Origin of the sequence: Mycobacterium sp. 852002-50816_SCH5313054-b, from assembly GCF_001667185.1 — a bacterium.
In the GTDB taxonomy this organism is placed as follows: domain Bacteria; phylum Actinomycetota; class Actinomycetes; order Mycobacteriales; family Mycobacteriaceae; genus Mycobacterium.
On the sequence record NZ_LZIC01000054.1, the window covers coordinates 1 to 20,494 of the forward strand.

The 20,494-nt window shown below is 67.1% G+C and carries 14 protein-coding genes, 2 pseudogenes and 1 riboswitch; of the genes and pseudogenes, 13 read left to right on the forward strand and 3 right to left on the reverse strand.

Features of this window, described 5'->3' with window-relative positions; genetic code table 11:
• Positions 1 to 1,246, reverse strand: a 1,246-nt coding sequence (locus A5787_RS11160; protein WP_066966012.1) for a nitric oxide reductase activation protein, incomplete at its 3' end; no start/stop codon positions are given.
• Between the two features lie 142 nt (positions 1,247 to 1,388).
• Between A5787_RS11160 and A5787_RS27320 the strand changes: the two are divergent.
• The 8 genes and pseudogenes from A5787_RS27320 to metE all read left to right on the forward strand — a co-directional run.
• Positions 1,389 to 1,514: pseudogene (locus A5787_RS27320) on the forward strand (short-chain dehydrogenase); the annotation flags it as partial.
• A 79-nt stretch (positions 1,515 to 1,593) separates the two neighbouring features.
• Complete coding sequence (locus A5787_RS11165) at positions 1,594 to 2,739, forward strand: acyl-CoA dehydrogenase family protein (protein ID WP_066966016.1); 1,146 nt, start codon at positions 1,594 to 1,596, stop codon at positions 2,737 to 2,739.
• Positions 2,736 to 3,839 (forward strand): acyl-CoA dehydrogenase family protein, encoded by a 1,104-nt coding sequence (locus A5787_RS11170; RefSeq protein WP_066966019.1) that lies wholly within the window; start codon positions 2,736 to 2,738, stop codon positions 3,837 to 3,839. The genes A5787_RS11165 and A5787_RS11170 overlap by 4 nt, the downstream gene beginning before the upstream one ends.
• Positions 3,839 to 4,496: pseudogene (locus A5787_RS11175) on the forward strand (nitroreductase family protein). Before A5787_RS11170 ends, A5787_RS11175 begins: the two are co-directional and overlap by 1 nt.
• Positions 4,497 to 4,632: 136 nt before the next feature.
• Positions 4,633 to 5,913 carry a TetR/AcrR family transcriptional regulator gene (locus tag A5787_RS11180; RefSeq protein ID WP_066966022.1) on the forward strand — a complete coding sequence of 427 codons (1,281 nt, stop codon included), beginning with the start codon at positions 4,633 to 4,635 and terminating at the stop codon, positions 5,911 to 5,913.
• A gap of 78 nt (positions 5,914 to 5,991) precedes the next feature.
• Complete coding sequence (locus A5787_RS11185) at positions 5,992 to 6,834, forward strand: SDR family oxidoreductase (protein WP_066966322.1); 843 nt, start codon at positions 5,992 to 5,994, stop codon at positions 6,832 to 6,834.
• Between the two features lie 568 nt (positions 6,835 to 7,402).
• Positions 7,403 to 8,041 (forward strand): SDR family oxidoreductase, encoded by a 639-nt coding sequence (locus tag A5787_RS11190; RefSeq protein ID WP_066966024.1) that lies wholly within the window; start codon positions 7,403 to 7,405, stop codon positions 8,039 to 8,041.
• A 499-nt stretch (positions 8,042 to 8,540) separates the two neighbouring features.
• Positions 8,541 to 8,704, forward strand: a riboswitch (cobalamin riboswitch).
• 139 nt (positions 8,705 to 8,843) lie between these two features.
• Positions 8,844 to 11,144, forward strand: a complete 2,301-nt coding sequence (metE, locus tag A5787_RS11200; RefSeq protein WP_156763897.1) for a 5-methyltetrahydropteroyltriglutamate--homocysteine S-methyltransferase — start codon at positions 8,844 to 8,846, stop codon at positions 11,142 to 11,144.
• On the opposite strand, the gene A5787_RS11205 is transcribed toward metE, so the two are convergent.
• Positions 11,141 to 12,886 carry a DUF3556 domain-containing protein gene (locus tag A5787_RS11205; protein WP_066966035.1) on the reverse strand — a complete coding sequence of 582 codons (1,746 nt, stop codon included), beginning with the start codon at positions 12,884 to 12,886 and terminating at the stop codon, positions 11,141 to 11,143. The genes metE and A5787_RS11205 overlap by 4 nt on opposite strands.
• 110 nt (positions 12,887 to 12,996) lie before the next feature.
• On the opposite strand from A5787_RS11205, the gene A5787_RS11210 reads away from it, so the two are divergent.
• On the forward strand, positions 12,997 to 13,215 hold the full coding sequence (locus tag A5787_RS11210; protein ID WP_066966039.1) for a hypothetical protein: 219 nt from the start codon (positions 12,997 to 12,999) through the stop codon (positions 13,213 to 13,215).
• 271 nt (positions 13,216 to 13,486) lie between these two features.
• Positions 13,487 to 15,253: a hypothetical protein gene (locus tag A5787_RS11215; protein ID WP_231993930.1), complete on the forward strand. Its 1,767-nt coding sequence runs from the start codon at positions 13,487 to 13,489 to the stop codon at positions 15,251 to 15,253.
• Positions 15,254 to 15,380: 127 nt separating this feature from the next.
• Here the strand turns inward: A5787_RS11215 and prpD are convergent, their stop codons facing one another.
• On the reverse strand, positions 15,381 to 16,880 hold the full coding sequence (prpD, locus tag A5787_RS11220; RefSeq protein WP_066966041.1) for a 2-methylcitrate dehydratase PrpD: 1,500 nt from the start codon (positions 16,878 to 16,880) through the stop codon (positions 15,381 to 15,383).
• A gap of 141 nt (positions 16,881 to 17,021) precedes the next feature.
• On the opposite strand from prpD, the gene A5787_RS11225 reads away from it, so the two are divergent.
• The 3 genes from A5787_RS11225 (at position 17,022) to A5787_RS11235 (ending at position 20,493) form a co-directional block, all read left to right on the forward strand.
• Positions 17,022 to 17,540 carry a PE family protein gene (locus tag A5787_RS11225; RefSeq protein ID WP_066966044.1) on the forward strand — a complete coding sequence of 173 codons (519 nt, stop codon included), beginning with the start codon at positions 17,022 to 17,024 and terminating at the stop codon, positions 17,538 to 17,540.
• Positions 17,541 to 17,872: 332 nt separating this feature from the next.
• Positions 17,873 to 18,934: a GGDEF domain-containing protein gene (locus tag A5787_RS11230; protein WP_156763894.1), complete on the forward strand. Its 1,062-nt coding sequence runs from the start codon at positions 17,873 to 17,875 to the stop codon at positions 18,932 to 18,934.
• 182 nt (positions 18,935 to 19,116) lie between these two features.
• Positions 19,117 to 20,493: an FAD-dependent oxidoreductase gene (locus A5787_RS11235; RefSeq protein ID WP_066966331.1), complete on the forward strand. Its 1,377-nt coding sequence runs from the start codon at positions 19,117 to 19,119 to the stop codon at positions 20,491 to 20,493.
• Position 20,494 lies beyond the last annotated feature (1 nt).

Here is a 20,494-nt window from a genome sequence, read left to right on the forward strand (position 1 = left end):
GCGAGTAGTAGGCGTACAGCGCAACCCGGTCGCCGAGGTCGTGCAGTGCGACGGCGAGGTTGGCGACCGCCGCGCGCTGTTGCTGGTGCACCGTGCGCCCAGAAGTTCCCGGCTCGGCCGCCGAGCCCGACACGTCGAGCAGGAGCAGCACCGACAGGTCCCGGCGGCGGCGCAGGCTGTCGAGGTAGACGGCCTCGTCGGGGACCGAACCGGCCCGCACCTCGACGCGGGCCTCCACCGCGGCGTCGATGTCGATGTCGTCGCCCTGCGATTGACGGTGGCGGCGGTGCAACCCCATGCCGAGACGCGACAGCGGCCGCCGCACCCCGATGGCGGCTTCGATTTCCTGAGTCGCCTGCGCTTTGATCGTCGGCTCGACCTCGCGCACGGTGCACCACGCGGGCCGGTAGCCCTTGCGCGCGGCGTCCCATTCCGGATATCTCAGTTCGTCCGCTGCCGCCGTGGCTGCCTCGTCACCGATGTCCTCGCTCGTGGCCGACGCGAGCGACGACACGGCGGGCACGCCGCGGATTCCCGAGTTCGTACGATGCGTCGGGGTGTCCGCGCCCGGCGGTCCGCCGCCGCTGCCGGTCTTGCGCACGGACGACAACATTTTCTTCAACCACTTGCCGATGAAGCCGCCCCCGCCCACCGGGCTCGTGAACAGGTCCGGATCGTCGGAATCGTCGGTCTCACCGTCATCGAGCTCGGCCAGTTCCTTCGCGCCCCGGCCGCGCGGCTCATGTCCGGGGTTCGCCTCGTCCCGCTGTTCGGCCCCGCGGCACGCGGCCAGCACCTTCGCCGCACGCAGCACACCGAATTCGGCCGGCGGGTCGTCGATCCTTGCCCGCCCCTTGGCGATTCGCAACGACGCCGCGGGGCAGTCGCTGCGGGCCGCGATCTCGCGGTCTCCCAACGACGCCAACAGGCCCGGGAGCAGGTCGCCGATGGTGACCAGCGCGCGGTGACCCTCGACCGAGAGGTAGCGCCGGGCCAACCGGGGCTGCCGGACCAACCGGCGCACGACGCCTGGGTCCAGGCTGCCCGCCGCGATCATCGATGCCTGCACGGCAACCGCTTCGAGTTGCGCGCGGCCCGGCGTCGCGGCGTCGATGTAAATGGTCTGGCCGTCCGTCCACGGGGGTTCACCCGGTCGCAGCCCGGCAACCGCCGTGGCGCTGCCCGCCAGCGCGGAGGCGAACATGCCCAAGGCCTGCAGCCGCCCGGCACGAGCGTCGTCCCCCACGCTCAACCTCCGAACTTTGACCAAATATCTGTTCCACCGTAGAGTCCGGCCTCAGACCAGTCAATCAACCCGGCCGTCGATTAGTCAGGAGCGCATCACGATTGACCTTCACCGACCGGGTGGCGGTGGCCACCGGCGCCGGTCCACGGAGAAGTTCATCGTGCCCGCGTCCATCGTCGACGAGGTACTGGAAGTGTGTGCGCGGCGCGGCGTCAGCGCCATGCCGGGCAACGCCGAAGTCGCATTCCCCGAGCACCCACGGACCTGACCGTGAACCGGCCCCTCGCGGCGCCGCGCGCGGTCACAGGCGTTGACCCACTATCTGCGCCAACGTAGTGTCCGGAAAAATGGATTTCTCCTACCCCTCGGAAGTGGAGCAGTTCCGCGCCGAGCTGCGCGACTGGCTGTCGGCGAACCTGACCGACGAGCTGGTGGCCGCCCGCAGGCCGCCCGGCCGCGACGACGCGGCCATCGAGCTGCTGCGGTCCTGGAGCCGGACGATGGCCGACGCCGGGTGGGCCGCGGTCTCCTGGCCGCGCGAATACGGCGGCCGCGGAGCTACCGTTCTCGAACAGCTCGTCTACACCGAGGAGACCACCCGCGCGCGGGCACCGATGCCGCTCAACGTCATTGGGATGAACAACATCGCCCCCGCCATCATGCACTACGGCACCGAAGACCAGAAGACAACGCTGCTTCCCCGCATGATGCGCGCCGACGACATCTGGTGCCAGGGAATGTCGGAGCCCGAAGCGGGATCCGATCTCGCAGCCTTGCGCACCCGCGCGGTGCGCGATGGCGATGATTTCGTCGTCAACGGCCAGAAGATCTGGACCTCGCTGGGGCATCGGGCGCACTGGTGTCAGCTGTACGTGCGCACCGATCCCGACGCCCCGAAGCACCAGGGGATCTCCTGCCTCATCGTGGACATGGCGCTGCCCGGCATCGAGGTCCGCCCGCTCGTCACGCTCAACGGCGACACCGACTTCGCCGAGGTGTTCTTCCACGACGTGCGGGTGCCGGCCGACGCACTGCTGGGTCCGCTCAACGCGGGCTGGCAGGTGGCGACCACCACGCTCAGCCACGAGCGCGCCGGGGCGGCGCGGCTGTACGCGGAGATGCAGGTGAGACTGGAAGAACTGGTGGACGACATCGCCGCGCAAAGCGATGCGCTCGAAGACCCCGTGATCCTGCGGCGCCTCGGCGAAATCGCGGTCCGCATCAAGTATCTCGAGGTGCTCTGCCAGCGGTCGATCTCGGCGACGCTGCACGGCGGCGACCCGTTCGCGTCCGCCAGCCTGGCCAAGACCGTATGGGGTGAGATCGGACAGGACATGGCCGCCCTGGCTTTCGACGTGCTCGGCACCGGCGGCGCCGGCGCTCCGTGGGCGAATTACCGCCTCACCTCACGTTCGCTGACCATCGCGGGCGGAACGACCCAGATCAACAAGAACATCACCGCGCAGCGGGTGCTCGGGTTGCCGCGCAAATGAAACTCGAACTCACCGACGAGCAGGCCGCGCTGCGCGACACCACGCGGCGCTTTCTTGCTGAGAAGGCACCGATTTCGGGCCACGTGCGCGAGCTGCTCGACGATCCGACCGGCGTCGACGAACCGGTCTGGCGCGGTCTGGCCGACCTCGGCGTGACCGGGCTGCTGGTGCCCGAAGAATGCGGCGGCGCCGGGATGACCATGATCGAGGCCGGCGTGGTGGCCGAAGAGCTCGGCGCCGCCCTGCACCCGGGGCCGTGGTTGTCCACCGCGGTCGCCGCCGTCCGCGCGCTGACGCGGCTCGGCGACAACGACAGTGCCGCCACAATTTTGGCCGGGATCGCCGACGGAACCACGGTCGCTACCGTCGGCTTTCTGGATGTCGAGCACGCCTCCGTCGCGGTTGCCGGGCGAGGTGACCACGTCGTCCTGCGGGGCGAGCTTGCCGGCGTACCCGACGCAGTGGCGGCCGACACCTTGCTGGTGCTCGCCGGGGACCAAGCCAGCACGGGGCTTTTCGCGGTAAGGACCGACTCCCCCGGGATTTCGGTGACGCCGGAGTCCGGAATCGACCAGACCCGCAAGCGGTTTCGCGTCGGGCTGGACGCCGCGTCGGCGCAGCGGCTGGCCACGGCGCCGCCGGATGCCGTCGCGGCCGTCGTCGACGACGCGCTCATCGCGACGGCGGCCGACGCGCTCGGCGCGGCGCGGGCGGTCATGCACCTCGCCGTCGAATACGCGAAAGTCAGAAAGCAATTCGGCCAGGTCATCGGCTCGTTTCAGGCGGTCCAACATCTGTGCGTCGACATGTATGAGACCGTCGAGCTCGCCCGCAGCGGCGTGATCCACGCGCTCTGGGCCGCCGACAACGCCGGCGCCGAGGTGCGCCACCTGTCCGCATTGCGGGCCAAGGCGTTCGCCGGGCGACTGGCCACCGTGGGCGACACCGCCATCCAGGTGTTCGGCGGCATCGGCTACACCTGGGAGCACGACGCTCACCTTTACCTCAAGCGCCTGCTGAGCTGGAGCGGACTCCTCGGTGGGCCCGACCGCTACCTCACTGAACTCGGTGCGCGCCTTGCGCGGAGAGGTCAGCATTGATGGACGTCGAGTACCTGCTCACCGCGACCCCGTCGGCGCGCAAGTCGCTCGACCTGGACGCACCCGTCGACCTCGCGGACATCCGCGCTTGCCTGCGCATCGGTTTGCAGGCGGCCAACGGGTCCAATCAACAGTCCTGGCGGTGGCTAGTGGTGACCGACCCGTCGTTGCGGGCCGAGATCGCCGGGCTGTACCGCGAGGCCTATCTGCTGCGGGTGGGCGGGCACATGCTGGCCGACCTGCTGCCGCCGGCACACCGGAGAGTCGCATCATGTCGTCGACGGAGTGGCTGGATCGAGGAACATGGGCCAAAAAGGCGACGTGCCGCTGCTGGTGATCCCATGCTATGAGCCCTACCTGCCACGCATCGACGGCGACGAGTCGTTTCATCAGGCGACGCTGTACGGCTCGATCTTCCCGGCGGTGTGGAATTTTCAGCTCGCCCTGCACACCCGCGGATACGGAACCTGCATCACGACCCTGCACCTGCACCGCGAAGCCGAGGTCCGCCGACTGCTCGGCATCCCGCAGACCTACACCCAGGGCTGCCTGCTGCCGGTGGGGCGCCTGCGCGCCGGGCGCACCTTTTCCGCGGCCCGCCGGCGCCCCATCGACGAGGTGGTCGCTCGCGACCACTGGGATGGCCCCGCGCTCTAGAATGGCCCCGTCACCTCTGCACGCAGGGCATTCGGCGCCGACGGTCTGATAGCCTTTAACAAACATTTGGTTCGGCGAGAGGGACGAATACGCATGCTCACGAGGCCGCAATCGTCCGGATCTGCACACCGTTAACATGGCCAAAGCGGAGCCATTGCGCGTCAGCGCCGCCGACGACTCCGGGACGCGCCGAACCGAAATCCTGCAGACCGCGGCGTCGTTGATCGCCTCCTCCGGATTGCGCACGTCCTTGCAAGAGATCGCCGACGCGGCGGGCATCCTCCCCGGCAGCCTGTACCACCATTTCGAGTCCAAGGAAGCGATCCTCGTCGAACTGATCCGCCGCTATCAGGAGGATCTGAACCGGATCGGGCAAACCGCGCTGGCGAGGCTGGATGAACCCGACCCGCGACCGGCTTCCGAGAAGATCGTCGAACTGGGAAAGGCGATCGCCAACTGCGCGGTGCGGCACGGCGCCGCCCTGCAGATGTCGTTCTACGAGGGGCCGAACGATGATCCGGAACTGATGAAGCTGACGCGGGAGGCACCCGACGCGGTGCAGGAGGCGATGCTGCAGACCCTGCGCGCGGGCAAGTGGAGCGGCTACATCAAACCCGACATCGACCTGCCCACCTTGGCCGACCGCATCTGTCAGACGATGCTGCAGGTTGGCCTCGATGTCATGCGCCACAAATCCCCCGCCGATCAGGTGGCCGCCCTGCTCTGCCGAATCATGTTGCAGGGGTTGGCAACCCGGCCGCCCACCGACGCCTTGCTCGACCGGTCCAATGCCTTCGCCGCGGCCACGGACGTCATCGAGACCTGGCCGGACGACAGCGACGCCGATCCCAGCGACAAAGCGGCCCACGTCCGTGCGGTCGCGCGAACGGAGTTCGGCCGCAGAGGGTATGAGGTCACCACCATCAGGGACATCGCCTCCGCGGCCGGCCTCGGCACGGGAACCGTCTATCGGGTGATCGGATCGAAGGACGAACTGCTCGCGTCGATCATGGAATCGTTCGGCCGAAAGGTCGAGGCGGGCTGGGTCAGCGTCTTGCGCTCGGACGCCACGCCGATCGAGAAGCTGGACGCGCTGAGCTGGGTCAATGTCAATGCGCTCGCTCGGTTTTCCGACGAGTTCAGGATCCAGCTCGCGTGGATGCGCCAATCGCCGCCGGACACCCCCAACCCCGGCTGGTTGTACGCGACGCGACTTCGGCAGATGAAAACGCTTCTCGCCGAGGGCATCCGGTCGGGGGAGATCAGTGTCGACGCGGCGTCCACCGCGATGCTGGCACGGTGCGTCATCGGCTTGCAGTGGATACCGGAGAACATCGTTGCCGAGGTCGGCAAACGCGCGGCGCTGGTGCACGCCCGCGACACGGTTTTGCGGGGCGCCGCGGTCCGCGCCAGGTAGGTGTTGAAACCAAATAACTGTTACCCATACAGTTGGGCAGTTAGAACCGGGTTAGCAGTGAACGAGAAGGAGATTTCCATGACTATCGTCGATCGGTTGCGCTACGACGGCAAGCGGGCTCTCGTCGTCGGCGGCGCCACCGGCATGGGCGCAGCGGCGGCCAAGTCGGCCGCCGAGCTCGGCGCCGAAGTGATCGTGATGGATTACGCGCCGGTGAGCTACGACGTCGCCAAATCCATCCAGGTGGACCTGCGCGACCCCGCGTCGATCGATGCCGCGATCGAGCAGCTGGACGGCCCGATCCACGCCCTGTTCTCGGCCGCGGGCATCGCCGACGGGACCACCGACCTGATGGCGATCAACTTCACCGGCCACCGCCATCTCATCGACCGCCTGGTCGAGAAGAACCGGCTTCCCTCCGGCTCGGCGATCTGCTTCATCTCCTCGGTGGCCGGCATGGGCTGGGAGAACGACCTGGACCTGCTGACTGAGTTCCTCGCCACACCGGACTTCGCTTCGGCACAAGAGTGGGTCAAAGCGCACGAATCGGAAGGCATCATCCACTACGGCTTCTCCAAGAAGGTCGTCAACGCGTACGTGGCGACGCAGGGTTACCCGTTGCTGAAGAAGGGCATCCGCATCAACGCGATCTGCCCGGGTCCCACCGACACCCCGCTGGCGCAGGCCAACGCCGACCTCTGGCTCACCTTCGCGCAGGACTACCGCGACGAGACCGGCTCCAAGGTCCACACCCCGGAGCAGATGGGCGACGTCATGGCGTTCCTCAACAGCGCGGCCGCGTTCGGCATCAACGGGATCACCCTGCTGGTGGACTACGGGCACACGATGGCCTCGCTGACCAACGCCTACCCGCCCGGCAAGCCGATCATCGACATCATCATGGGTCGCGTCAAGCTCTAGGGGCGAGAGGTGGTGGGGTCAGTGCACCTGGCCCACCATCCCCCAGGGTGCCCGCCTCGTCAGGGGGCACACCCAATGACACGGCACGTGGGGTTGTCCGCCGGCGGCGGGGGATTCGTTCCGTCGTAGAGATCGCTGGGCAGCTTGCCGTCATAGGGAACATTGCCCTTCCCGTTGACCCAGTAATAGGTGTGGCAGACATTCCAGTCCCAGCTGTGATGGGGGCCCGGCCCCGTCGGGTAGTAGATGGCGTCCCCCGGGCACCAGTGATGTGGGCCGGGTCCTTGCGCCTGGGCGGTGCCTGCGACCAGCCCGCCACCGGCAAACAGCAACGTCGCCGTCGCCAGCCCTCTCGGGCGTTACCGCACTTTGCTGACTCAGATGTGCGCCGCCGCGTTGCTACCGATCCCAACATCTCGCGCTCAGGCGATCAACACGATCCGATCCGGGGCGCCGGTCTAGCGCGGGTCTCCCCTCCGACCAGCCCACTGATCGCACCGCACGTCGACTTCACGACGGACCAGCTTTTCTCAGAGTGATCCACTACACGGCGGTAACGTCGGTTGGTATGGCACGCATCGTCGTCATCGGCGGACACGGCAAGGTCGCGCTTCAGCTGGCCCGCATCCTGACCGACCGCGGCGACGAAGTCACTTCGGTCTTCCGCAACCCCGACCACTCCGACGACGTCGCCGCGACCGGTGCCAGACCGGTGGTGGCCGACATCGAGCGGCTCGACACCGACGCGCTCGCGGGCCTACTGGCGGGTCACGACGCGGTGGTCTTCGCCGCCGGGGCCGGCGGCGGTAACCCGGCGCGCACCTACGCCGTCGACCGGGACGCGGCGATCCGGGCCATGGATGCCGCGGAGCGGGCGGGAGTCAAGCGGTTCGTGATGGTCTCCTACTTCGGTGCGGGGCCGGATCATGGTGTGCCGAGCGAGAATTCGTTCTTCCCGTATGCGGAGGCCAAGGCGGCGGCCGACGAGCACCTGCGTTCGAGTGACCTGGACTGGACGGTGCTGGGACCGGGACGGCTGACCCTCGAACCCGCGACCGGGCGCATCATCGTCGGCGCGGGAAGCGAGGTCTCGCGCGCCGACGTCGCGCTGGTCGCGGCGGCTGCGCTGGCCGATGACTCGACGATCGGCCGAACCATCGACTTCAACAACGGTGATATCCCCATCGCCGAAGCGCTGGCTGTTTGACCGCCGCACCGCGGAGATTCTGCAGGGATGGGCTACCGACGAGGGCTTAGTACCCGTCGGTCCCCTAAGGTTGCGCGGGACCGGGCGCAGGCGCCTTTCCCGACAGGCACTGCTGAAGCTCCGGACTACCGGGCGCGAAGTCGAAGCCGCAGTTGCAGTCGCGAGCATCCTTGGGCGGGAGCGCATTGCAATAGTCGGTGCCGGCCATGGCCGAGGGCGCGGTCCACATGACACCAGCGGCCAAGGCCGCCGCGGCAGCGCCGAACGTGGCCATCAATACTCTCGGCTTCATGTTGCGATTCCCTTCCTTTGGAGGCCCCGCTCGATCGCGGCAGTTCTGCCGCCGACCTGCAATTAACGGGCACGCTAACAGAGGATCAGTCACGGCTCATCTCGAGCAGGCGTTGATCGCTACCGCTTCGCTTCGATAGTCGGCGCGGTAAACTCCGCTGCGCAGCTGGTCTGCCGTCGCCGCAACCGTGGCGCCGGCATCGAGCGAGGCATGTTAAACGTGCGTCGCGAGAGGGAACCCGGTGAGAGTCCGGGACTGTCCCGCAGCGGTTTGCAGGAACGACCGCCGTCACAAGCACTGGTCGCAAGACCGGGAAGCGACGGCCAGTAGGAGCACCACCGGGTGCGCGCCTGCGAGTCCGAAGACCTGCCAGCTGTGCCGGGCGCGCCGCGTCCGGCCGGCTCATCGCCTCGTGGAATGGGCGTTTGGTCGTGGCCGTTAGCGGTTGTGTGCCTTGACGAAAATCAGGTACGCACCGCGACGGATTCGGCCGTGCGTCCGCCGGCGGTGATGACCACCCGTCGAGTGTTAGGACGAAACGTGACCTCTCAACCATTCACCGCCACCGTCACCGGCTCGCCGCGCATCGGCCCGAATCGCGAACTCAAGCGCGCCACCGAGGGCTACTGGGCCGGGCGCACCAGCCGGGCCGAGCTGGAATCCGTCGCCGCCGAATTGCGTCGCGACATGTGGTCGCAGCTGGCCGCCGCCGGCCTGGACTCGGTCCCGGTGAACACCTTTTCGTACTACGACCAGATGCTCGACACGGCGGTCATGCTGGGCGCGTTGCCGGCCCGGGCCGCGCGGGTTGCCGACGATCTGGACCGCTACTTCGCCGCGGCCCGCGGCAACTCCGACGTCGCGCCGCTGGAGATGACCAAGTGGTTCGACACGAACTACCACTACCTCGTTCCCGAGATCGAGCCCGCCACCAAGTTCTCCCTGAGCGCCGACAAGGTGCTCTTCGAGCTGAAAGAGGCCCTGCAGCAAGGGATTCCCGCTCGCCCGGTCGTCGTCGGGCCCATCACCTTCCTGCTGCTGAGCAAGGCCGTCAACGGCGGTGGCGCCCCGATCGAGCGGCTTGAAGAGCTGGTGCCGATCTACTCGGAGCTGCTCGGCTTGCTCGCCGACAGCGGGGCGCGGTGGGTGCAGTTCGACGAGCCCGCGTTGGTCACCGACATCTCGCCCGACGCGCCCGCACTGGCCGAGGCGGCGTACAACGCCCTGGGCGCGGTGGGCAACCGGCCGGCCATCCAGGTCGCCACCTACTTCGGGGACCCCGGCGCCGCCCTGGCGGGGCTGGCCCGCACGCCCGTCGAGGCGATCGGCGTTGACCTGGTCGCCGGAGCGGACACCGCGGTCGCGGGCATCCCGGAATTGTCCACCAAGCTGCTCGTGGCCGGCGTCGTCGACGGGCGCAACGTGTGGCGCACCGATCTGGAGGCGGCGCTGGGCAAGCTGGCCACCCTGCTGGGTTCGGCCGGCAGCGTGGCGGTTTCCACGTCGTGCTCGACGATGCACGTACCGTATTCGCTCGAACCCGAAACCGATCTCGACGACAACCTGCGCAGCTGGTTGGCGTTCGGCGCCGAAAAGGTGGGCGAGGTCGTCACCCTCGCGCGCGCACTGCACGACGGGCGCAACGCGGTGTCCGAGGAAATCGCCGCGTCCAATGCCGCCGTGGCGTCGCGCAGGGGCGATCCCCGGTTGCACAACGGTCAGGTTCGGGCGCGGATCGACTCGATCGTCAAGGAGGGTGCGCACCGCGGCGATGCGGAGCAACGCCGCGCCAGCCAGGAGGCGCGGCTGCACCTGCCGCCGCTGCCCACCACGACCATCGGCTCCTACCCACAGACCGCCGCGATCCGCAAGGCGCGCGCGGCGTTTCGGGCCGGCGAGATCGACGAGGCCGAGTACGTCGCCAAGATGCGCAAGGAGATCGCCGACGTCATCGAGCTGCAGGAGCAGCTCGGCCTCGACGTGCTGGTGCACGGCGAGCCGGAGCGCAACGACATGGTCCAGTACTTCGCCGAGCAGCTGCAGGGGTTCGTCGCCACGCAGAACGGCTGGGTACAGAGCTACGGCAGCCGCTGCGTGCGTCCGCCGATCCTCTACGGCGACGTGTCGCGACCGCATCCGATGACCGTCGAGTGGATCAGCTACGCCCAGTCCCTGACCGACAAGCCGGTGAAGGGCATGCTGACGGGGCCGGTCACGATCCTGGCCTGGTCGTTCGTCCGCGACGACCAGCCGCTGGCCGACACGGCCAACCAGGTGGCGCTGGCGATTCGCGACGAGACCGTGGACCTGCAGGCCGCCGGGATCGCCGTCATCCAGGTCGACGAGCCCGCGTTGCGCGAGCTGCTGCCGCTGCGCCGCGCCCAGCAGGACGACTATTTGCGTTGGGCCGTAGGGGCTTTCCGCCTGGCCACCTCCGGCGTCGCCGACTCGACGCAGATCCACACCCACCTGTGCTACTCGGAGTTCGGAGAGGTGATCGGGGCCATCGCCGACCTGGACGCCGACGTCACCTCCATCGAGGCGGCCCGCTCGCACATGGAGGTGCTCGACGACCTGAACTCCGTCGGCTTCGCCAACAGCGTGGGACCGGGCGTCTACGACATCCACTCGCCGCGGGTGCCGAGCGCCGACGAGATGGCCGAGTCGCTGCGCGCGGCGCTGCGAGCCGTGCCACCGCAACGGCTTTGGGTCAATCCCGACTGCGGGCTCAAGACCCGCAACGCCGACGAGGTGACCGCATCGCTGCGCAACATGGTCGCCGCGGCGCGGGAGGTCCGGGCGGGGGCCTAGGTCTCGGGCTTCTCGGCCGAATCCGACAGCACCTGGACCGGCACATCGTCGGCCCAGGGCTGCCGGCTCACCATGTCGGCGACCCGCACTATGCCCCGCTCGAACTCGCCGGTCGCGGCGTCCACCAGCCGGTAGGCCTGGGTCTGCTTGTGGATGGGCTGCGCGTCGAGCAGGACGACGCGCACCTCACCCGGCGCGAAGTGGCAGCGCTGCTGCATGGCGGTGATGAGCTGCTCGTTGTGCAGGTGGCCGTCGCCGAAGTTCCAGCCGATCGCGGTGCTGCAGATCCGCTCGCCGTCGGTGATGACGTAGTCGTCCTCGTTCTGCCCCGCCATGGCTCGGTGGGCCAGCGTGAACAGGGCCCGGCCGTGCGTGTTGAACCCGCGGAACGCATACCCCATGAAGATCGGGATCTGGGCCGCTTCCGGGCTGCCGTAGAACCGCTCCAGCTGGGCCTGCGGCATGCTCGCGATCGCGATGATGCCGCGGCCGATCTTCTCGTTGGCCGAGGGTTTGATGCACCACAGCGTGGTGTCCCAGTTGCCGGCGTAGTAGCGCATGCCCGGCAGGAACGAGACCTTGCGCGGGAACATGTTGCCCAGCAAGACGATTCCAGCGATGATGACGAACAGGATCGCGACCAACACCGGATGTTTCAGGTCGGTCAGCCCCAGGCGGGCGTGCGCGACGAACAACGACAGCACACCGAAGATCATGAAGACGTTCCACTCCAGCGGCACGCCCATCGGGATCGACACCAGGATGCCCAGGTGGAAGCACACCATCACGACGGCGGCCACCGTCGTCGGCCAGCCGCCGTGGCAGAAGAACAGCGGCAGCGGCACCAGCATCTCGATGGCGGTGCTCACGTGGGCGACGAACCGCGAGAGCCGGCCCGGCCGCAGATCGTCGGGGAACTTCTCGAAGAAGCGCCGTTTCAGCCACCGGGGCCGCATCAGCGGGTTGTTGGACATCATCGTGGAGATCACGAACGGGAAGTGCTTGTTGAGCTTCGAGGTCGCCGCGCCCATCCAGATGACCAGGAATACCACCTTCGACCCGACGATCATGTCGGGCCCGGCGAACAGGAAGGTCACCGCCATCGTCGCGTAGACCTCGCCGCGCGCGGCCAGGAAGATGACCTTGTCGCGCAGCCCCAGCACGCCGAGGATCAGCAGGATCCACACGATCTCCCACGTCGGCAGCAGCCCCACCTTGGTGCCCAGCTCGGGCACCGGACCGGTGCCGTCGGAGAACAACGCCCACAGCGTCATCACCAGCAGCGCGGCGTACAACAAGACGTCCACCGGGCGGCGGGCGCTGCCCTTGGTGAACGGGACGCGGTCCGGCCACGGTGGCAGCCGGATGGTGCCGAACCGCATCCAGTACAGGATCGAGCCCAGCGGCGGGAAGAAGCGGTTGTTCAAGGGCCCGAAGCCGCAACCCAGCCCGACCACCTCGAACAGCATCGTGTAGAGCACGACCTTCTCGAAGACGACGGGCTCCGACCACCAGTGCGCGACGTTGGTGAAACCGCCGAGTCCCTTGGTGGCCGAGGCGAACAGCCAGCCGCCGAGGATGTAGAGCAGGATCTTGAGGACGTAGAACAGGTGCAGTGCGACCGGCGTGCCGAAGCCCACCTCGGCCCAGTGCCGGGCCATCGGACGGATCTTCTCGCTGCGGGTGCCCTTGTTCCATTCCGCCATGTCGAGCTCGGGCAGCTCGGGCTTGAGGAATCCCATGGTTTGACAGATTAGAACGCGTTCTAGGCGCGCGGCTTGGGTAGGGGCAAAGAATCCTTTGCCTGGGGGTTAATCCCCGGATACCGTGAAGTCGCTAGGAGAACTCCACCATGAACAGACTTCGCTTCCTCGTCGCGGCGCTGATAGTAGCCGTCGCTCCGGTGGCCGGCGGCGGTGTCGCCAGGGCCAACGTCCCCGGGCCGGGCGACGCCTGCACGGTGCTGCACGCCACCACCCAGGACGCCAACGGCCGCACGATGTGGTGCAACCCGACCATGACCGGCAACCACAGCCTGGTGTGGCAGTACGGCGGGCCGTCCACGCCTTAGCGCGTCGCTCGATTTGCCATGCCGTCAAATCGTGGCGCGGCGACTCGCTGCGGAATAAAATGCCTTCGTCTCAATGATTTTGCCCGCAATATTGCTCTGCTAGAGGGAAATCATGCTCAAACTATTCCGGAGCAGATTGTCGGCAGTGGTCATTATTGTTGTTTTCACCGTTGCCTCATGCTGTTCGCCCTCTGAACGGGCAGATGCCTGTCAGGGCCCATCCGGGGAGACCACGACGCAACCCGCTGTCGACACGTATACGGACTCGGGTATGGACGACATGCAGACGGCCAAAAAGCCGGCTCGGGCCTGCCCCTTGTTCGACCTAGCCGAGGATGATCCACAGCCGCCGCCGTTGTACCCCTTCGTCGGAACCGCGCATTGGCCCGTGCCCGCGGGCCAGCCGTATTTTGATCAGGGCCTACAATTCTTTTTCGCGTTCAACAACCGTGAATCCTATAGGGCATTTCGCGCGGCCGCGGATGAGGCCGAGAGCGCAGGTATTGGTTGCTCGGCATGCTACTGGGGGCAAGCGCTCCCCCTGGGAGTGGACATCAATATGCCGGAACAATCAGAGCGAGACCGGAAGGCCGCGAGAGACGCGCTCCACCGCGCGATAGATGCGGATCCAAGTCCGGAAGACTGGGGGATCATCCGGGCTTTGTTCGAACGTTACCAGGATTGCACTGTCAAGGACCTGAAGGAATGCCAGAGGGTTCGCAACCAAGCCTATTACCGCGGGATGAAAAGAGTGCTTGACGAGTTCGGCAGCGACGACCCCAATGTCATCACGCTTTTCGCCGATTCGGCCATGAACCTGACGCCCTGGGATTACTGGGACGAAAACGGAAATCCGATCGCTGAGTGGAGCGGGCCGCTCCAGCAGGCACGGACGTCTCTCGAGAAGGCTTTGGACTTCGGCCGGTACTCGCAAAACGAAGGGCCCATACACTGGTATATCCACCTGATGGAGGGATCACGCACGCCGGGCAAGGCGAAACCATATGCGGGCCTGCTGGCGTCATTGGCGCCGAATGCAGGTCACCTGGTCCACATGCCGTCGCACATCTACTACCGCCTCGGGGAGATGCAGGACGCAATCTGGGCCAACAAAAAAGCCATCGAGGCGGACGAAGCGTATTTTGCCAAGGAGGATTTATATCGTCCGGACGACGATCGCTACAGGTATGACTATTACCTGCACAACATTCATTTCCTCCTCGCCGCCGCAGTGTTGAGCGGCGACAGTCAGGACGTCAACCCCTATGCAGATAAGCTGTTGAAATCGGCGCCCGGCAAAGGGAAGGGAAGCGGTGCGGACAGATACCTGACCATCTATTACCTCGCAAGGATGAATTTCTCAAGCACGGCGGATATTCGTAACTTCCGGGGACCGGATTCTTTCGACCAGCAGCCGCTCGCAAATCTTGCCTATGACTACACGCAGCTGATGGCGGATATCTGGGACGGAAATCGTTCCAGTAAATGGGCCGGCACATTCGGTAACGACCTCGCAAAATATCGCAAGAAGGCGTCGGACAAGGGCGAACAGAACGAGAACTGCAATCCTCCCGCGACCGGCGTCCAACTCCCCAGAAATTACAAAGGCCTATGCCTGGCCGCGATCCTGGATGAGCTGGGGCAGGCGCGGATCGCCGCCTCGGACGCCAAGTGGAACGAAGCGGTTGACCATGCGGACCGCGCCAGGATGATCCAGGACGCCCTGCCGTACAAGGAGCTTCCGGTATGGCTCTATCCCACGCGCCAGACCCTGGCCTCGGTCCTGATCCGGAGGGCTGATCCGGCCCGACACGATCTGGACACGGCCAAGCAGCTGCTGTTGGAGAGCCTGAATAAACTCCCGGGCGCCGATCCCGACCAAATCCCGACGGGAACTTTTCCCGGAAACGGCTGGGCTTACTACGGGCTATGGGAGATCGCGAACAAGGCCAGCCCGGCTGACGTTAATCAGGCCACGACGGATCTCGAAGCCCACTGGTTCGGGACCGACGAATTCCGAAACCTCGAACGCATGTAGGTCGGCGGGCACGCCTTGGCCGCGCCTGAGTGTGCGCTGACGGCTTTTGAGTGTGAGCCCTGGGCCACGACACGCCGAGCGGCTTCGCCCAAGGTTCACACTCAACGCCATGGCGCCGCAATGGCATTCACCCAAAGATGCCGGGCGGGATCGCCGGCGCGCCATCCAGCAGCCGCGGGTCGATGACCACGTTCAGCGCGTCCACCGACTCGAGGTCGGCCAGGGCGTCCACCGCCGACAGGAACCTGCGCTGCTGGTCCGGGTCCACGACGCCGTCGGCCAGCCCGGTGAACTTTTGCACGTACTGCGGGCGGCGGAACGGGTGGGCACCCAGCGGGTGGGCATCGGCCACCGCCAGCTCGTCGGAGATCACCTCGCCGCTCTTGAGCGTCACCTCCGCGCGCGCCCCGAACGCTTTCTCGGCCGGATCCGACGCGTGGTAGCGGCGCGTCCACTCGGGGTCCTCGACGGTGGAGATCTTGCGCCACAGTTCGACTGTGTCGGCCCGGTGCGCGCGCCCCGGGGAGTAGGAGCGGTCGTGATGCCACGTGCCGTCCTGCAGCGCGACGGCGAAGATGTACGGCAGCGAATGGTCGAGCGTCTCGCGTGACGCGTCGGGGTCGAACTTCTGCGGATCCCCGGATCCCGTCCCGATCACCACGTGGGTGTGATTGCTGGTGTGCAGCACGATGGCCGCGACCTGGTCGAGGTCGCCGATCCGTCGCCGCAGCCGCCGGGCCAGGTCGATCGGCGCCTGGCTCTGGTACTCCGCCGAGTGCTCCTTGGTGTAGCTGTCCAGGATGGCGCGCTTGGGTTCGCCGGGAGCCGGCAGGGGCACGTGGTATTCGCGCCCGGGCCCGCCCAGCAGCCGGGCGATCACCCCGTCCTCGCCCTCCCAGATCGGGGCCGGCGACCGCTCGCCGCGCATCGCCCGGTCGACGGCCTCGATGGCCGTCTTCCCGGCGTGCGCCGGCGCGAACGCCTTCCAGCTGGAGATCGAGCCCTTGCGCGATTGGCGGGTGCTGGTGGTCAGGTGCAGCGCCTGCCCGATCGCCTGGTAGATCGTCTCGGTGTCCAGCCGCAACATGGTGCCGAGGCCGGCGGCCACCGAGGGCCCGAGATGCGCGACGTGGTCGATCTTGTGCTCGTGCAGGCAGATTCCGCGGGCCAGGTCGATCTGGATCTCGTACGCGGTGGCCACGCCGCGGATCAGGTCGGCGCCGCGCACGCCCAGCTGCTGCGCGACCGCGACGAGCGAGGGGATGTTGTCGCCGGGGTGGGAGTACTCCGCGGCCAAAAACGTGTCGTGGAAGTCGAGCTCGCGCACCGCGACGCCGTTGGCCCACGCCGCCCATTCCGCCGAGTAGGCGCCGGCGACACCGAAGACCCCCGCCCCGGGTCGCCCGGGATGGGACAGCGCCTGCCGGCGGGCCACGGCGACGGGCCGGCGCAGCACCGCCGCCGCGCTGACGGCGGCGTTGTCGAGGATCCGGTTGGCCACCATCTCCGCCGTTGCCGGCTCGACGGCGACCGGATCGGCGGCGACGTCGGCGATCTTGGCGGCCAGGTGCTCGCCACGGGGGAAGTCCTCGGCGCTGCGCCGCGCCCGGACCGTATGCACGATCATCACCAACGATTATGAGGACGGACTGGTGTCCACCAACAATGGAGTACACGACTACTTAGTCCTGACCGATCGCACGGCTGCATGCCGAATGAGCCGTCGTCGCCGAATGCGCCGACTCCACGGCCGGGCAGGAGGACAGAAATGCCGGGTGTGATCGCGGTGCCGGAGGTAATGACCTCGGCAGCAACAGATTTGGCAACGATCGTGTTGATCCTCGACGCGGCGCACGCGGCCGCGGCCCCGCTGACCTCGGCGGCGCTGTCTCCCGCCAGGGACGAGGTGTCGACCGGCGTTGCCCACCTGTTCTCCCAGTACGGCAGTGACTATCAGGCGCTGGCCGGGCAGGCGACGGCGTTTCACGATCAGTTTGTCCAGCACCTGAGCGCGAGCGCGAACGCGTATACCGGCGCCGAGGCCACCAACGTTGCGTCGTTGCAGCCTTTCAGCGCGATTGCGGACTCGCTTGGCGGCTTGCAGGGTCAGGCGGCCAACTTGTTCAACAGCGTCCAGAGTCAACTGCTCAACTTGTTCAGCAGTGTCCACGGTGTGCTACTGAATCTGTTGACCACCGTTGCGGTTATCTTCATTGCGGTCTTGATCATCGCGTTTGTCGCAGCCGTCATCCGCATGAATACCTTTAACTCGGCACCGATGGAGTAACGGGGGCGCCCGACATCGAGCGGGCCGGCAAGGCCGCGGCACCCACGGCGGCGTTGTCGATGATCCGGTTGGCCACCATCTCCGCCTTCTCGGACTAGACGGCGACCGGACCGGCGGCGACCTTCCGATCTTGGCGGTCAGGTACTCGCCGCGGGGGAAGTCTTCGACGCCGCGCCGCGCCGCGCCGCGACCCGTAGGCAGCATCACGCTCCGCACATCAGGCAAGCGGGTGACGGGTCGACTTCGGACCCTCAGTGGTTCGCCGATTTGGCACATTTGCTTCGCCGATCGCCGTTTGATGCTGAGCTATCTCCTGGAAGGAGGTGCGCAGCGTGTCCCGATTCAAGTCGTGGGTGGGTCAGCCCGATCAGTTCGACTGGATCACGGCCGTCTTGCGCGAGCGCGGACTGCTTCGCGCGACACAGTGGAGCCTGGCCGGCATCTCCTCGATATCGGCGCTCGTCCCGGTGACCACCATGCTCAGCACCCGTCGGCCGACGGCCGAGGTGGCGCTCGTCGACACGGCCGCCGCGGTCTTCGTCGTCGCGGTCAGTGTCTTCTGGCTGACGCGGTGGCCGACCCGGGTCCAATCGGAAATTTTCGGAGTCGTCGCCGGGACATGCATTGCGGGATGGAGCCTGACCCAGCCGACCGCCGCTCTGGCGGCCGTCGGCTGCTGCGCCATGGCCACTAACAGCGGGTATGTCGCGCTCTTCCACAGCAATAAGTTTCTGGTGTTCAGCGCCGCCCTGTCGGCCGCCGTCTCCATCGCGACCGGGGTGCACCTGGCGCGTGAGTTCGACATCGGCACCGGGCTCGCCGCGTTTTGGGTGATCGCGATGCTCAACCTGTCGTTCCCCCTGGCGATGCGGGGAATGTCGCGGGCCATGGGGAGCTACGCGGAGCGCGCCGACGAAGACGCGCTGACGGGGTTGTTCAACCGCCGCGGGTTCATCGCCGCTCTCACCCGCAGACTCGGCGATCCGCGCGCCGGCGACACCCATCTGACCATGATCATGATCGACCTCGATGCGTTCAAACGCATCAACGACACCTTCGGCCACGCCGCGGGCGACCGCGCGCTGATCGCCGTCGCCGACGTGCTGCGGCAACACGTGGTACCCACAGCGCTGCTTTGCCGCGCGGGCGGCGAAGAGTTCCTGATCGCCGCGACCGGCCCGTCGCCGGACGCCGAGCCGATCTCGGCGCAATTGGGGGCTGCCATCGCCGAACTTCCTCAGGGACTGACTGCCAGCATCGGTACGGCCACCGCCGAACTGTCCCCGATGGGCGTATCCGACGTCCCCGGGCTCATCGAAAAGCTCATCGATGTCGCCGACAGCGCGATGTACACCGCCAAACGCCGCGGCGGCAATCAGGCCCACCACCTGTGATCCACCAATCACGGAGCACGACAAGGGCTTTGCAGCGCCGTCGGGGCCAGACAACGGCTACGGCCGGACAGTTGGCGCGTCAATCGATTTGAATCGCCCGAGAAATCCGGGTGAACACGCTACTGCCGGTCCGGCGATCGGTGTAGCTTGCTGCTGGGGCGGACTAGGTGAAGGAGCCGGTCGTGTCGGATGTCGATTACTGCGTGGTCGGGGCCGGATTCGCGGGTCTGACGGCCGCCCTTCGGTTGAAGCAAGCCGGTCGCTCGGTGGCCTTGCTGGAGGCACGTGACCGGATCGGCGGTCGCACGTTCACCGTCACTCGCGACGACGGCACCTGGATCGACCGCGGCGGCGCCTGGATCGGGCCGGGCCAGGATCGCATCTACGCGCTGATGGACGAGTTCGGCGTGCCCGAATACAAGCAGCACAACGACGGCGACGCGATGATGATCGTGGACGGCAAGAAGCACCGCTACGGCGGCACCATTCCGTGGTCGATGAGCCCGTGGGCGGTCACGAACCTCGGCATCGGCTTGATGTCGATCGAGAAGATGTGCAAATCGATTCCGCGCGAAGCGCCGTGGGAGGCGAAGCACGCCGACGAGTGGGACCGCATCAGCCTCGGGGAATGGATCGAGAAGAACACCATGTCCAAGGCCGCGCGCGAGATGCTGGACATGGCACTGTCCGGCGTGTACACCTCGGCCGGCTCGGAGACGTCGCTGCTGTGGGCGCTGACGCAGATGGGGTCCGGCGGCGGGCCCAACTTCGTCATCTCGGGCAAGGGCGGCGCCCAGGACGCCCGACCCGTGGGAGGCATGGGCGCCATCTACCGATCGATCGCCGCCGAACTCGGTGACGCGCTGCACCTTTCGCGTCCGGTCCGCCAGATCGCCCAGGATGCCGGCGGCGTCACGGTCACCGCGGACGGCTTGACGCTGCGGGCACGGCGGGCCATCGTGGCAATCCCGCTCGCCATCGCCAGTTCCATTGTGTACGAGCCGATGCTGCCGGTGGACCGCGCGTTTCTGCACCAGCGGATGCCAGGTGGCGCGGTCCTCAAGATCTCGATCATCTACGACGAACCGTTTTGGCGCGCGGACGGATTGTCGGGCCAGTCGGCCGCGCCGGGGACACCGGCGACGCTGACCATCGACGCCTGCACGAACACCGCCGACCCCGGGATCATGTGTGTGATCACCGAAGGACCGGCCGCACGTCGGCTGACAACGATGGAGGAGGCCGATCGCAAAGCCGCGGTCATCGGTGAACTCGTCGATCGATTCGGCGGCAAGGCCAACTCGCCGCTGGAATTCCACGAGCAGAACTGGACTACCGAGCGCTACTCCGGTGGCGGCATGATCAGCCACGCCCCGACCGGCGTGCTGACGGAATTCGGGTACACCCTGCGCGAGCCCTGCGGTCGGGTCCACTGGGCCGGCACGGAGAGCTCGGCCATCATGTGCGGGTGGATAGACGGTGCGATCCGCTCCGGCGAGCGGGCGGCGGCCGAAGTCATGACAGCCGACACCGCCGCGCCGGCCACGGCCCAGGCCTAAC

Bases quoted from the DNA above. Each gene is read 5' to 3' on its own strand.
- A5787_RS11165 (WP_066966016.1), top strand. From the start codon at position 1,594: ATGGATTTCTCCTACCCCTCGGAAGTGGAGCAGTTCCGCGCCGAGCTG.
- A5787_RS11170 (WP_066966019.1), top strand. From the start codon at position 2,736: ATGAAACTCGAACTCACCGACGAGCAGGCCGCGCTGCGCGACACCACG.
- A5787_RS11180 (WP_066966022.1), top strand. From the start codon at position 4,633: ATGGCCAAAGCGGAGCCATTGCGCGTCAGCGCCGCCGACGACTCCGGG.
- A5787_RS11185 (WP_066966322.1), top strand. From the start codon at position 5,992: ATGACTATCGTCGATCGGTTGCGCTACGACGGCAAGCGGGCTCTCGTC.
- A5787_RS11190 (WP_066966024.1), top strand. From the start codon at position 7,403: ATGGCACGCATCGTCGTCATCGGCGGACACGGCAAGGTCGCGCTTCAG.
- metE (WP_156763897.1), top strand. From the start codon at position 8,844: ATGACCACCCGTCGAGTGTTAGGACGAAACGTGACCTCTCAACCATTC.
- A5787_RS11205 (WP_066966035.1), bottom strand. From the start codon at position 12,886: ATGGGATTCCTCAAGCCCGAGCTGCCCGAGCTCGACATGGCGGAATGG.
- A5787_RS11210 (WP_066966039.1), top strand. From the start codon at position 12,997: ATGAACAGACTTCGCTTCCTCGTCGCGGCGCTGATAGTAGCCGTCGCT.
- A5787_RS11215 (WP_231993930.1), top strand. From the start codon at position 13,487: ATGGACGACATGCAGACGGCCAAAAAGCCGGCTCGGGCCTGCCCCTTG.
- prpD (WP_066966041.1), bottom strand. From the start codon at position 16,880: ATGATCGTGCATACGGTCCGGGCGCGGCGCAGCGCCGAGGACTTCCCC.
- A5787_RS11225 (WP_066966044.1), top strand. From the start codon at position 17,022: ATGCCGGGTGTGATCGCGGTGCCGGAGGTAATGACCTCGGCAGCAACA.